The organism is Sporosarcina sp. FSL K6-3457, from assembly GCF_038007285.1.
Lineage (GTDB): Bacteria > Bacillota > Bacilli > Bacillales_A > Planococcaceae > Sporosarcina.
Genome location: NZ_JBBOWX010000001.1, coordinates 1,108,580 through 1,121,123 on the forward strand (window position 1 = coordinate 1,108,580; position 12,544 = coordinate 1,121,123).

Annotated in this window: 11 protein-coding genes and 1 riboswitch; all 11 genes read left to right on the forward strand. The window is 41.7% G+C overall.

All coding sequences use genetic code 11. The features are described from left to right. Window positions 1–18 precede the first annotated feature (18 nt). Window positions 19–1,416 (forward strand): Fe-S cluster assembly protein SufB, encoded by a 1,398-nt coding sequence (gene sufB, locus N1I80_RS05340; protein ID WP_340736891.1) that lies wholly within the window; start codon window positions 19–21, stop codon window positions 1,414–1,416. Between the two features lie 194 nt (window positions 1,417–1,610). Further along, window positions 1,611–2,474, forward strand: a complete 864-nt coding sequence (locus tag N1I80_RS05345) for a DUF72 domain-containing protein (protein WP_340736892.1) — start codon at window positions 1,611–1,613, stop codon at window positions 2,472–2,474. Then, entirely contained in the window at window positions 2,474–3,298 is an 825-nt protein-coding gene (locus N1I80_RS05350; RefSeq protein WP_340736893.1) for a sulfite exporter TauE/SafE family protein, read from the forward strand. Before N1I80_RS05345 ends, N1I80_RS05350 begins: the two co-directional genes overlap by 1 nt. Window positions 3,299–3,322: 24 nt before the next feature. Then, the gene (locus N1I80_RS05355; protein ID WP_340739972.1) at window positions 3,323–4,687 is read left to right on the forward strand and encodes a bifunctional metallophosphatase/5'-nucleotidase; all 1,365 of its coding nucleotides are present in this window, start codon (window positions 3,323–3,325) and stop codon (window positions 4,685–4,687) included. Between the two features lie 42 nt (window positions 4,688–4,729). Continuing rightward, window positions 4,730–5,494 carry a sporulation protein YunB gene (yunB, locus tag N1I80_RS05360; protein ID WP_340736894.1) on the forward strand — a complete coding sequence of 255 codons (765 nt, stop codon included), beginning with the start codon at window positions 4,730–4,732 and terminating at the stop codon, window positions 5,492–5,494. Between the two features lie 54 nt (window positions 5,495–5,548). Next, a riboswitch (Lysine riboswitch) is annotated at window positions 5,549–5,728 on the forward strand. Between the two features lie 144 nt (window positions 5,729–5,872). Beyond that, on the forward strand, window positions 5,873–7,447 hold the full coding sequence (locus N1I80_RS05365) for a Na+/H+ antiporter NhaC family protein (protein ID WP_340736895.1): 1,575 nt from the start codon (window positions 5,873–5,875) through the stop codon (window positions 7,445–7,447). A 248-nt stretch (window positions 7,448–7,695) separates the two neighbouring features. Next, window positions 7,696–8,877, forward strand: coding sequence for an ABC transporter substrate-binding protein (locus tag N1I80_RS05370; RefSeq protein WP_340736896.1), 1,182 nt, complete (start codon window positions 7,696–7,698; stop codon window positions 8,875–8,877). A gap of 142 nt (window positions 8,878–9,019) precedes the next feature. After that, window positions 9,020–9,895 (forward strand): branched-chain amino acid ABC transporter permease, encoded by an 876-nt coding sequence (locus tag N1I80_RS05375; RefSeq protein ID WP_340736897.1) that lies wholly within the window; start codon window positions 9,020–9,022, stop codon window positions 9,893–9,895. Window positions 9,896–9,907: 12 nt separating this feature from the next. Beyond that, entirely contained in the window at window positions 9,908–10,858 is a 951-nt protein-coding gene (locus N1I80_RS05380; RefSeq protein WP_340736898.1) for a branched-chain amino acid ABC transporter permease, read from the forward strand. Continuing rightward, window positions 10,848–11,642 carry an ABC transporter ATP-binding protein gene (locus tag N1I80_RS05385; RefSeq protein WP_340736899.1) on the forward strand — a complete coding sequence of 265 codons (795 nt, stop codon included), beginning with the start codon at window positions 10,848–10,850 and terminating at the stop codon, window positions 11,640–11,642. The genes N1I80_RS05380 and N1I80_RS05385 overlap by 11 nt, the downstream gene beginning before the upstream one ends. Continuing rightward, complete coding sequence (locus tag N1I80_RS05390; RefSeq protein ID WP_340739973.1) at window positions 11,629–12,336, forward strand: ABC transporter ATP-binding protein; 708 nt, start codon at window positions 11,629–11,631, stop codon at window positions 12,334–12,336. The genes N1I80_RS05385 and N1I80_RS05390 overlap by 14 nt, the downstream gene beginning before the upstream one ends. The last annotated feature ends 208 nt before the right edge of the window (window positions 12,337–12,544 follow it).

Sequence of the window (12,544 nt, forward strand, 5' to 3'; positions counted from 1 at the left end):
AGGAATGGAGGAATAGTAATGGCTAAAAAAATGCCGGATATCGGTGATTATAAATATGGATTTGCTGATAAAGACGTCTCTGTTTTCCGTTCGGAACGTGGTTTGACAAAAGAAATTGTTGAACAGATTTCAAACATGAAGGAAGAGCCACAGTGGATGTTGGATTATCGTCTAAAGTCATTGGAATTGTTCTACAAAATGCCAATGCCTCAATGGGGTGGGGACCTTGCGCCACTTAAATTTGACGAAATCACTTATTATGTTAAACCATCTGAGGGAACAGAACGTTCGTGGGATGAAGTACCGGAAGAAATCAAGCGCACGTTTGACAAACTCGGTATTCCTGAAGCGGAACAAAAGTATCTTGCAGGGGTTTCTGCACAGTACGAATCAGAGGTTGTTTATCACAACATGAAAAAAGACCTTGAAGATCTTGGAATTGTCTTCAAGGACACAGATTCAGCGCTACGAGAAAACGAAGAGTTGTTTAAAAAGCATTGGGGAACAATTATTCCCAACTCGGATAATAAGTTTGCTGCTTTGAACTCTGCTGTTTGGTCGGGTGGATCATTCATTTATGTGCCACCAGGTATTAAGGTAGAGACACCACTACAAGCCTATTTCCGCATCAACTCGGAAAATATGGGACAGTTCGAGCGTACACTAATCATTGTTGATGAAGGGGCAAGCGTACACTACGTTGAAGGATGTACAGCACCTGTTTATACAACAAACTCATTGCATAGTGCGGTTGTTGAAATTATCATCAAAAAAGATGCGTATTGCCGTTATACAACCATCCAAAACTGGGCGAACAACGTTTACAACCTTGTAACGAAGCGTGCAGTATGTGATGCAAACGCAACAATGGAATGGATTGATGGCAACATCGGTTCAAAACTGACGATGAAATACCCAGCAGTCATCCTTAAAGGTGAAGGCGCGCGTGGTATGACATTATCAATTGCACTTGCAGGAAAAGGCCAGCACCAAGATGCAGGAGCGAAAATGCATCACCTTGCACCAAACACATCTTCAACAATCGTTTCCAAGTCGATTTCACAACACGGTGGTAAAGTAACGTATCGTGGAATCGTTCACTTCGGACGTAAAGCAGATGGCGCACGTGCGAATATCGAGTGTGATACATTGATCATGGATAATAAGTCTACATCAGATACGATTCCATACAACGAAATACTCAATGATAACGTGTCACTTGAACACGAAGCAAAAGTATCGAAAGTTTCAGAGGAGCAGCTCTTCTACTTAATGAGCCGCGGAATTCCAGAGCTAGAAGCAACTGAAATGATCGTTATGGGCTTCATCGAGCCATTTACAAAAGAATTGCCGATGGAATATGCAGTAGAGATGAACCGTCTCATTAAGTTCGAGATGGAAGGTTCAATCGGTTAATAACTATATTGGAAAACCGGTCCTTGTGACCGGTTTTTGTCGTTCTAATACAGTTTGGTAGTTCAGTTCTAGAAAAGGTATCCCAGTTCACGAAATTCATCGTACAATCCTCCAAACCAGTAGTGCTTGCCATAACACTTTCACCCGCATATGTTAGAATAATAATAACGATATATTTGAAAGGGGCAGGTAAGATGATTCAAATTGGATTGACGGGCTGGGGCGACCATCCGACCATCTACGATCCATCCTCAACGGCAAAAGAAAAGTTGCTTGATTATAGTGCTCACTTTCCAATTGTAGAACTGGACTCAACCTTTTACGCAATTCAGCCAGAACGTAATATTCGCAAATGGATTGCTGAAACGCCGGATAATTTTCGTTTTGTCGTAAAGGCTTATCAAGGAATGACTGGGCATAACCGTGAGCCATTGCCCTATACTTCGATTGACGAAATGTATCAGTTGTTCCGGTTATCGGTGACACCCCTACAGGAAGCGGGAAAGCTCGCAATGATTCTTGTGCAGTTTCCTCCGTGGTTTGATTGTACGAAAGAGAATGTTGATGAAATTCGGATGATCTGTGAAAGATTATACGGTTTCGATATTGCTATCGAGTTTAGACATCAATCCTGGTACTCATCAACATATTTAAATGGCACGCTGAAATTTTTACGCGATTTTAATTTAATCCACTCCGTTTGTGATGAACCACAGGCAGGTGAAGGTAGTATACCGCTTGTAGCAAGCACATCACGACCAGATAAAGTGCTTGTTCGGTTGCATGGCCGTAACGTCCATGGATGGCGCAACGCGACAGGAGACGATCAGGCGTGGCGTAAAGTAAGATATTTGTACAATTACAATGAAGTTGAACTGCAAGAAATTCAGCAAGCAGTCGAAAAGCTAACAGCGGAAACGAAGGAAGTATTCGTCATTTTTAATAATAACTCCGGCGGACATGCAGCACGAAATGCGCAGCAATTTCAAAAAATGCTCAACATCAACTATGAAAGTATGACGCCCAAACAGCTCAACTTTTTTGAGGGAGAATGGTAATGGAATATGTTATATTGGTCGTTATTGGTTTAGCATCGGGAATTGTTGGGGCACTTGTCGGCCTAGGGGGCGGTATTATCCTCGTGCCAGCAACACTTTTCGTTGGTATCAATCTTGGGTTGATTGATGGTATTACACCCCAAACAGTCGTCGGCCTATCAGTTGTTATGATGATTTTCACGGGACTTGCGTCGACGTTATCCTACATGAAGACTAAAACAATTGATTATAGAAGCGGACTAATCTTTTTCGCCGGAAGTGTTCCGGGGACCCTTGTTGGTGCGTTTGTGAATAAAGGGCTCGACCTGCCCTCATTTAATCTTTACTTCGGAATCTTACTAATTATTTTATCGACACTGCTACTTGTACGCAAATATTTAAAGCCTGTTAGTTGGTTTGTCAACCACGGTAAAAAAAGAACTTTTGTGGATAATACGGGTGAGACGTTTGTCTTCGGCTATCCGGTATGGTTTGCTTTACTGCTGACATTTGGCGTTGGATTTACATCGGGTCTATTTGGTATCGGTGGAGGCTCCATTCTCGTGCCAGCAATGATTCTACTTTTCCTGTTTCCGCCACATGTCGCGGTCGGTACATCGATGTTCATGGTACTTTTATCAGCCATTGTCAATTCAATTACACATATATCACTAGGAAATGTGCCGTGGTTATATACGATTCCTGTTATTCCGGCTGCTTATATAGGAGCGAAGATAGGTGCAATGCTGAACCAGAAGATGAAATCGGATACACTTGTTTTTGCATTGCGTATCATTCTTTTAATACTAGGGATTCGATCAATTATCGAAGGAATAATGGGGTGAGTTACGATAAGCACACTGGAAACGATTCACTTTTATCATACAAATGACATCCATAGCCACTTTGAAAGTTGGCCACAAATTAGTCGGCTTTTATGTGATAAAAAGCGCGAGCACTTGGCCAAGGGAGAGGCTTGTTATCTATTCGATATCGGAGATCATGTCGATCGTTCACATCCTTTTACGGAAGGAACAAAAGGTCAAGGCAATGTCCGTTTGTTGAATGAGGCTGGGTTTGATGCGGTCACGATAGGTAACAACGAAGGCATTACAATGGCGCATGAAGCACTATCTACCTTATATAAAGATGCAAAATTCGATGTGATTCTTTGTAATTTATTCGAAAAGGGTGGGCGTCCTACATGGGCGTTACCTTACAAAATCTATGTTACGGAGCATGGGTCACGAATTGGTGTTATTGGCGCGACAGCAGAGTACACGTTGTTTTACAAAAAGCTAGGGTGGGAAGTGACATCGCCACGTGAAGAGTTGAAGCGGGTTGTCAAGGAGATTGCGGAGCGAACAGATGTAATTGTTTGCCTATCACATCTAGGGATTACGGAAGACGAAAAATTAGTAGTAGAATGTCCTGAAATCGATGTTGTTTTTGGTGCACACACGCACCATCTTTTTCATGAGGGCAAGTTAATAGGAAATACAATGTTAGCCGCGACGGGGAAATATGGTGAATATGTAGGTCATGTGACGCTGCAAGTTGATAGTCATGCGAAAAAAATGACTGCCAAGCTGTATAGGTCAGATCAGCTGACAACTACTGAACAAGATATCCAGCAAGTGAATCAGCTAATTGAATCGGGTAAGCGAGCAATGGAGGAAAAAGTTTTCTATAATGCCACGCCATTACCTCAAAATTTATTCAATCCGAGTCCGTTAGCCTCCTTATTCGGTCGAGCACTTATCGCCTATACACAGGCGGATTGTGCATTGTTTAATGCAGGCATCTTCCTTGGGAGCTTGGACAAGGGCTGGGTGACGAAGGAAAGCTTGCACACGCTACTGCCACACCCGATAAACCCGTGTATCATTACACTAGACGGTGCAGAGTTAAAAGAAATATATGAGCTATCTTTAAATGAAGAATGGCCACAAATTGAAATTAAAGGACTAGGTTTCCGTGGGACGCTTATGGGAGCAATGATTCATGAAAGACTATATAAAAATCGTCATGGTAAGCTCTATGCGGGTAATCGGGAAGTTGTCGCTGGACAGACGTATACACTTGCCACATTGGATATGTTTACATTTGGTTTTTTCTTCCCCTCATTGAAAGAGGCAGAGAAAGAGTACTGTATGCCTGAATTAATCAGAGATGTGTTGGGCTGGTATGGAACTGAACTGAATGAAGTCAATGCCTCTAACAGAGTTGAATAAACCACTCCTTTCCTGCATATCGTAACAGCAGGAGGAGTCGTTTTGAGATTTCATGGGCAAGTAACTCGAAAATCAAGGAAAAAGAAACGAAAATGGTTACCGCTTCTTATTCCAGCGTTTCTAATCGCAATTGCTTTATGCTTATATATTGTTAATATGAGACTGGCGCCAATCTATGTTCAATACGCAGAAGTGCAAACGCGAATCATCGCCGCTCATGTCATTAATAAAGCACTCACTTCAAAGGAGTTAAAATTACCTAGCGTGGAAGAGATGTTTCCGACGGGCTCCAATGATTCAGCAGGGGTCATAACAATCAATGCAGAAGCTGCCAGTCGAGTAGTTGGTGATATGCATGCGCTAGTTGCTACTCATCTTAAGCAGGCTGAAGCGGGAAATTTTGAAATGCTACCCATGCAAAACAATATCGAATATGATCCGCAAGCAATGGAAAGTCAGGGAGGCATTGTATTTTATGTACCAATTGGGCAGGCTTTAAATATTCCCTTACTTGGAAATATGGGGCCGAAAATTCCAATCCGCTTTCATGTCATTGGTGAAGTACACACGGATATTGAGCCAACCATCAAGGAATTTGGTATAAACAGTGCATCTGTCGAGGTAAATGTTGTTGTGACAGTGAACGTTCAGATTATCGTGCCGCTTGCAACGCAAGAAAGCGTAGTGGAGCAGAGGATCCTGATTGCTATGGGAATTATTCCAGGAACTGTCCCTCCGGTTTACAGCGGTGGTGGGGGTGCAGCTCCTAATGTCGAAATTCCAGTCCAACTTCCAAAGCAGGAGTGAAAAAGACTTGAAAGTTATGTGTTTTATTGTTAGGCTAGTATAGTGAAAAAATACCGATTGGGTAGAGGCTGCATTGCTTATTAGTCACATACGAGAGATTGACATCTATGACCGTATGTAAAAGGAAGCTTTGCCGAAGTTTGATGGGGGTGTCAAGTCCATCAGGCTGGGGTTATTCCGAATAGGGATAGCACTGTCATACATCTTTGTGATGTATGATGAGCTACAAGTCGTACGTTAGATAAGCCAAATTATTTATCCAACAAACGCAGCGTAGATAAGGCCGACTCCCGATACACTTGCCAAAGTGTTAGTAGGAGTCGGTTTTTAAATCCCCCCATGACGGGCCTCGACCCAACAATATGGAGGATTTTTAGAATGATTGGAACATGGGTATCGATTTTGCCACCACTACTTGCTATTGTCATGGTGTTGGTGACGAAACGTGTATTGCTATCACTTGGATCGGGCGTTGTTGCTGCAGCTTTATTGGCAGCATCATTTTCACCAAGTGAATCTGTCAAAAATTTATGGAGTGGAATGATTGTCTCCTTCTGGGATGGAGGGGAGTTGAATACGTATAATATTTATATCATGCTATTCATTCTTTTACTTGGAGTTATTACGGCATTTGTTAGCTTGTCTGGTGGTAGTCGTGCATTTGCAGCGTGGGCTGTACATCGCATCAAAACAGAGCGCGGAGCAAAATTACTGACGGTGTCATTAGGAATTGCCATTTTCGTGGATGACTATTTTAATGCATTGGCGGTTGGTCAAATTGCTCGTCCAATTACAGATCAGCACAAGGTTTCACGAGCAAAATTAGCTTATTTCATCGATTCAACTTCAGCACCGATTTGTTCCATTTCCCCGATTTCAAGCTGGGGGGCTTTCTTAATTGGACAAATGGCACTTATTTTTGGAGGGGCTGCGGCAATAAGTTATTCCCCATTGTCCGCATTTATTATGATGGCCCCTATGAATTTTTACGTTGTTGCAACGCTTGCAATGGTCTTCTTCTTTGCATGGACGAATATCGACCTTTTCGAAATGAAGAAGCATGAGCGACTTGCTAAGGAAAAGGGACAGTTATTTGACCCTGATAAGGAAATACCAGGGCAATTGAAAGAGGATTTCCCAACACACACACATGGTCGTGTCCGCGATCTTGTGGCACCCATCGTGGCGCTGGTAGCTGTGACGTTTGTTGCCATGTTTTGGACAGGGTATGCAATAGGAGGATCGACGAGCATCTGGTCGATATTTGAAAATACAGATGTACCTTTGTCATTGCTAATGGGGGGACTAGCTGGGACAGCAGTTGCCGCGATATTATATATGGTGCAGATGAAACGTAATGAAACAGCGAGCATTCAGCTAATGGTACGCGCATTTACAAGCGGTGTACAATCGATGATGCAGGCCGTTCTCATCCTGATCTTTGCCTGGGCATTAACAGATTTAATTGCTGTATTGGATACAGGTGCTTATTTATCGGAAGTTGTGACCAATGCTAATTTACCAGTTGGATTTTTACCAGTCATTATCTTTATCCTGGCAGGTCTGATGGCATTTGCAACGGGGACATCATGGGGCTCTTTCGGAATCCTAATGCCGATTGCAGGAACGATTATGATTGACGCTGCACCGGATATGTTATTGCCAGCGCTTGCAGCTGTCCTAGCTGGAGCGGTATTCGGAGATCACTGTTCACCGATATCGGATACGACAATTTTGTCTTCTACAGGTGCGGGAAGCAACTTAATGGATCACATAACAACACAATTGCCTTACGCACTCATCAGTGCAGCAATTGCGGCTGTAGGTTATCTAGTGCTAGGCATTACAGGCTCTGTATGGATGGGTCTCATTGCTGTAATTATCATTCTTATTGTTTTATTTTCTGTTTGGTCGATGAAAGCAAAAAAAGAAGCTGTTCAATTGACGGTATAGTTGTCATAACAAATGAGGCGATGAAATTTCATCGCCTCATTTGTTTATATAAAAAGCAATTTTTGGATAAAAAAAAGTTTTGACAATAGTCTATTAGATATATATACTAGGCATTAAGATTATAAAACAATCTGAAAGTAGTAAACATTCAATTCTTAGTTTTTGAAAATAATAAAAGGAGGAAAACTGAGGATTTAAGTCACTGTGTTTATAATTGTCGGAATTGTAAAACAAAAGGGGGATTTCAAATGAAATTCAAAAAAATTACAGGGGTATTTGCTACAGCAGCTCTTGCCGTCGGTCTGTTAGCAGGCTGTGGTGCAGATGAAGGCGGTTCAGGTAGCGGTAGTAAGGGCGACACGATAAAGATCGGTGTTAATCTAGAATTATCGGGAGCTGTTGCTTCATACGGTACATCAGAGCTTGCTGGGATTGAATTAGCAGTTGAAGAAATTAACGCAGCAGGCGGAGTGGGCGGTAAGGAAATTGAACTTGTAAAAGTGGATAATAAATCAGACCCTGCTGAAGCAACGAGCGCAGCACTTAAATTGATTACGAAAGACAAAGTTGTGGCTATCATCGGAGCAGCGACAAGTGGTGCAACAGTTGCACAGGCTGAAATCGCTAATGGCAATGAGGTTCCACTTATTAGTCCATCTGGAACAAGCCCGACGGTAACGGTTAAAGACGATGGAAGTGTTAATGAATTTGTTTTCCGTACATCTTTCATTGATCCGTTCCAAGGGACGGTTGCTGCGAACTTTGCTGCGAACGATTTAAAAGTAAAAAATGCTGTCATTTACATGGATAATGCGAGTGACTATTCAAAAGGTCTTGCGGCTTCATTCAAAACAGATTTTGAAGCAGCTGGCGGTACAGTCATCCTTGAAGAGTCATATCTAGGAAAAGACACGGATTTCCGTTCTACATTAACACGTATTAAAGCAGCAAATGCAGATTTCATCTTCATCCCAGGCTACTATGAAGAAGTTGGGTTAATCGTTAAACAAGCTCGCGAAATGGGTATCGATGTTCCACTTATGGGGGCAGACGGATGGGATTCTCCAACGTTAATGGAGTTAGCTGGCGCAGATGCGTTGAACAATACGTTCACAACAAATCATTATTCTTCTGAAGATCCAGATGGAATCATCCAAGACTTCAATGAAAAATTCGAAGCAAAAAATAATAAAGCGCCAGATGCATTTAACGCACTTGGTTATGACACAGTTTACCTACTTGCTGATGCTATCGAGCGTGCAGGCGGAGCAGATTCAGTGAAAATTAAAGATGCTTTAGCTGCAACGGACGGGCTCGAACTTATTACAGGATTGTATTCAGTAGATGAAAATCACCACCCAGTTAAATCTGCTACAATACTTGAATATAAAGATGGCGAGCAAGTATTTAAAACAAAAGTAAATCCTTAATTCAAATGTCGGGAATGGGGGAGGTTATCCTCTCATTCCCTTTTTGTTGCTTAAGGTGAAGGTTTGGAGGCCAGTCCTAGCACCATAGTAGGGGGCTTAATGGACAAAACTTTATACAGAATAATAAAGGAGTGAAACATGCATGGAATGGTTACAACAGCTGATAAATGGTATTTCACTCGGAAGTATTTATGCGCTAATAGCATTGGGTTACACAATGGTTTACGGAATTATAAAACTCATTAACTTCGCTCATGGAGAAGTCTTTATGATTGGAGCTTTTATCGGTTATTTTTGTATAGCAGGATGGGGACTAGGATTATTTCCAGCGTTAGTCGTAGCGATGACCAGCTGTGCGATAATCGGAGTTGTCATAGAGAGAATCGCTTATAAAAGACTGCGTAATGCTACTAGAATTGCAGTACTGATTACTGCGATCGGTGTGTCGCTCCTCATTCAGAATGGTGTTATTTATATGCGTGGTGCACAACCAGAGGCGTACCCAGCAGTATTGGCAAATAAATCATTTGATTTTTTTGGCGCACAAATTAGTAGCCAAGCACTCTTAATTCTCTCAGTATCCCTTGGGCTAATGATCATCCTTCAATTTATTGTACATAAAACTAAAATTGGAAAAGCGATGAGAGCGGTTTCTTATGATAGTGAAGCGGCAAAATTGATGGGGATCAATGTAGATAACACAATTTCCGCGACGTTTGCGATTGGTTCAGCACTCGCTGGAGCTGCGGGCGTTATTTTTGGTATTTATTATACGAAGATTGACCCGTTAATGGGGGTTATTCCTGGTTTGAAGGCATTTGTTGCCGCTGTTCTTGGGGGAATTGGTATTATACCTGGAGCGATGGTTGGTGGACTTGTGCTTGGAGTGGTGGAAACGGTTGTTAGTGCACTCGGCTTCTCGTTATGGAGAGATGCTGCGGCATTTATCATTTTGATCTTAATACTCATTTTCAAACCGTCAGGCATCTTTGGTAAAAATACGCGTGAGAAAGTGTAGGTGACAGACATTATGAAAAAATCAAAACAGTTTTGGATATTTATAAGCTCATCTATTGCTGCTTATGCCATTGTTCAACTTCTCATCATGATGGGGATTTTGGATGATTTTTATATCAATACAATAGTATTTATGTCTATCAATATTATGTTAGCCGTCAGCTTGCATTTAGTCATTGGGATTACGGGACAGTTCTCCCTTGGACACGCTGGATTTTTAGCCGTCGGTGCGTATGTATCCGCCATCGTTACGATGAAATTGCATTTGCCATTCCCGGTTGCCATTTTAGCAGCGGGCGTAATGGCAACGATTGCTGGGTTAATCATCGGGATTCCAAGTTTACGGCTAAGAGGGGATTATCTTGCAATTGCGACACTTGGTTTCGCAGAAATTATCCGAATTATCTTCTTGAATATTGAATATGTGGGCGGAGCAGCAGGTATGCAAGTCACGCATTTAACGAATTGGACCTATACATTTATTTGTCTATTTGCTACTATCGTGATCATTGTTAACTTTACCAATTCACGACATGGTCGAGCGTGTATATCGATTCGTGAGAATGAAATTGCAGCAGACGCTATGGGGATTAACACAACCTACTATAAGGTTCTAGCGTTTGCAATTGGTGCATTTTTTGCCGGTATTGCTGGTGCATTGTATGCGCATAACTTCTATATTATCCAACCCGTTAACTTTGGGTTCTTAAAATCAATCGATATATTAATCTATGTTGTATTAGGTGGGCTAGGAAGTTTGTCAGGTGCAATTGTAGCTACTATTTTATTGACGATTGTTTCGACATTCCTACAAAGTTATCCCGAAACACGCATGATTATTTATAGCTTAGTACTGATCATTGTTATGCTTTATCGCCCAAAAGGTCTAATGGGAACGATGGAAATAACAGATTACTTCAAGCTATGGAGAGGTTCGAAAGGAGGCAGCAGACATGGCCAGTGAACCGTTACTGAAAGTCACAGATGTTGGTATCCAGTTTGGTGGACTAAAAGCTGTTGCAAATTTCAATATGGAAATCAACCAAGGTGAGCTTGTCGGGTTGATAGGACCTAATGGTGCGGGGAAAACAACGAGTTTTAACTTGCTAACGGGTGTGTATACGCCAACCGAAGGTGAAATTTTACTGAACGGACAGCGCATTAATGGTATGGCACCTTATCAGGTTACACGAAAAGGAATCAGTCGGACATTCCAAAATATCAGGTTATTTAATGAATTATCGGTGCTAGACAATGTAAAAGTGGCTTATCATTCTTTAGCTAAACATTCAGTATTGAGTTCTATGCTTCGTTTACCAGCTCATTTTTCGGGTGAGAAAGAGATGGAAGAGAAGGCGATGGAGTTTTTGAAAATCTTCGAATTAGATCAATACAAAGATGAAGATGCTAAAAACTTAGCCTATGGAAAACAACGTAGGTTGGAGATTGCCAGGGCCTTAGCAGCAGGACCAGAACTTTTATTATTAGATGAGCCAGCTGCTGGGATGAACCCACAGGAAACGAAGGAATTGATGGAGCTCATCGCATTTGTTCGCAAGGAGTTCAATTTGACCATTTTATTAATTGAACACGATATGAACTTAGTTATGGGGATATGTGAGCGTATTTACGTATTGGATCATGGTGTACTTCTTGCCGAAGGAACTCCTGAAGAAATCCGTAATAATCCAAAAGTAATTGAGGCTTATTTAGGGGAGGAAGTTCATGATGAGCATGCTGAAGATTGACAACATTAATGTCTATTATGGAAGTATCCATGCCCTGAAAGGCGTTTCATTGGAAGTCAATGAAGGTGAGATTGTGACTTTGATTGGTGCTAATGGTGCTGGGAAAAGTACGTTGTTGAAAACATTATCGGGTTTGTTAAAGCCAAAAGAGGGCTCTATCACTTATTTGAATTCGTCAATTGCAGGAAAGCCAGCTCAGGACATTGTGAAGGCGGGAATTTCTCATGTGCCAGAAGGTAGACGTGTATTTGCGGATATGAGTGTTGAGGAAAATATTGAATTGGGTGCTTTTTTACGCAAAGATAGGGCGGGTATCCAGCAGGATATTAAAAAGGTCTATGGCATTTTTCCTCGTTTACAGGAACGACGCAAGCAATCTGCGGGCACATTATCTGGTGGAGAGCAGCAGATGTTAGCGATGGGAAGAGCCATCATGGCAAAGCCGAAGCTATTATTATTGGATGAACCATCAATGGGTCTCGCTCCGTTAATGGTAAAAACGATTTTTGAAGTTATCAAGGAAATTAATAAAGAAGGAACGACGGTTCTACTCGTTGAGCAAAATGCTAATATGGCATTGTCCATTGCGAATCGAGCGTATGTTATTGAAACGGGAAGTGTTATTCTTTCGGGAACTGCTGAAGAATTACAAGCGAGTGAGGAAATTAAAAATGCTTATCTTGGTGGACATTAAGGATAAACAGTAGATATGATTGATTTGAAGAGAGAGCGGTTGACCCACTAAACTAAGGGTTAACTGCTCTTTCTGTTGTCCAGCTCCGGGAGCCAGATGCTTTTCCATTGGTTGTTTGAAGTCTGAATATATGATACATTGACAATAGTGCTTGAAACGCTTTAACTTTATTAAGCAGGGGTACAAATCCCTGCTTAATAAAGTTAAA

Excerpts from the sequence above, each read along its gene's own strand:
- N1I80_RS05375 (WP_340736897.1), top strand. The coding sequence starts at position 9,020 with ATGGAATGGTTACAACAGCTGATAAATGGTATTTCACTCGGAAGTATT.
- N1I80_RS05385 (WP_340736899.1), top strand. The coding sequence starts at position 10,848 with ATGGCCAGTGAACCGTTACTGAAAGTCACAGATGTTGGTATCCAGTTT.
- sufB (WP_340736891.1), top strand. The coding sequence starts at position 19 with ATGGCTAAAAAAATGCCGGATATCGGTGATTATAAATATGGATTTGCT.
- N1I80_RS05380 (WP_340736898.1), top strand. The coding sequence starts at position 9,908 with ATGAAAAAATCAAAACAGTTTTGGATATTTATAAGCTCATCTATTGCT.
- N1I80_RS05350 (WP_340736893.1), top strand. The coding sequence starts at position 2,474 with ATGGAATATGTTATATTGGTCGTTATTGGTTTAGCATCGGGAATTGTT.
- N1I80_RS05365 (WP_340736895.1), top strand. The coding sequence starts at position 5,873 with ATGATTGGAACATGGGTATCGATTTTGCCACCACTACTTGCTATTGTC.
- N1I80_RS05370 (WP_340736896.1), top strand. The coding sequence starts at position 7,696 with ATGAAATTCAAAAAAATTACAGGGGTATTTGCTACAGCAGCTCTTGCC.
- N1I80_RS05390 (WP_340739973.1), top strand. The coding sequence starts at position 11,629 with ATGCTGAAGATTGACAACATTAATGTCTATTATGGAAGTATCCATGCC.
- N1I80_RS05345 (WP_340736892.1), top strand. The coding sequence starts at position 1,611 with ATGATTCAAATTGGATTGACGGGCTGGGGCGACCATCCGACCATCTAC.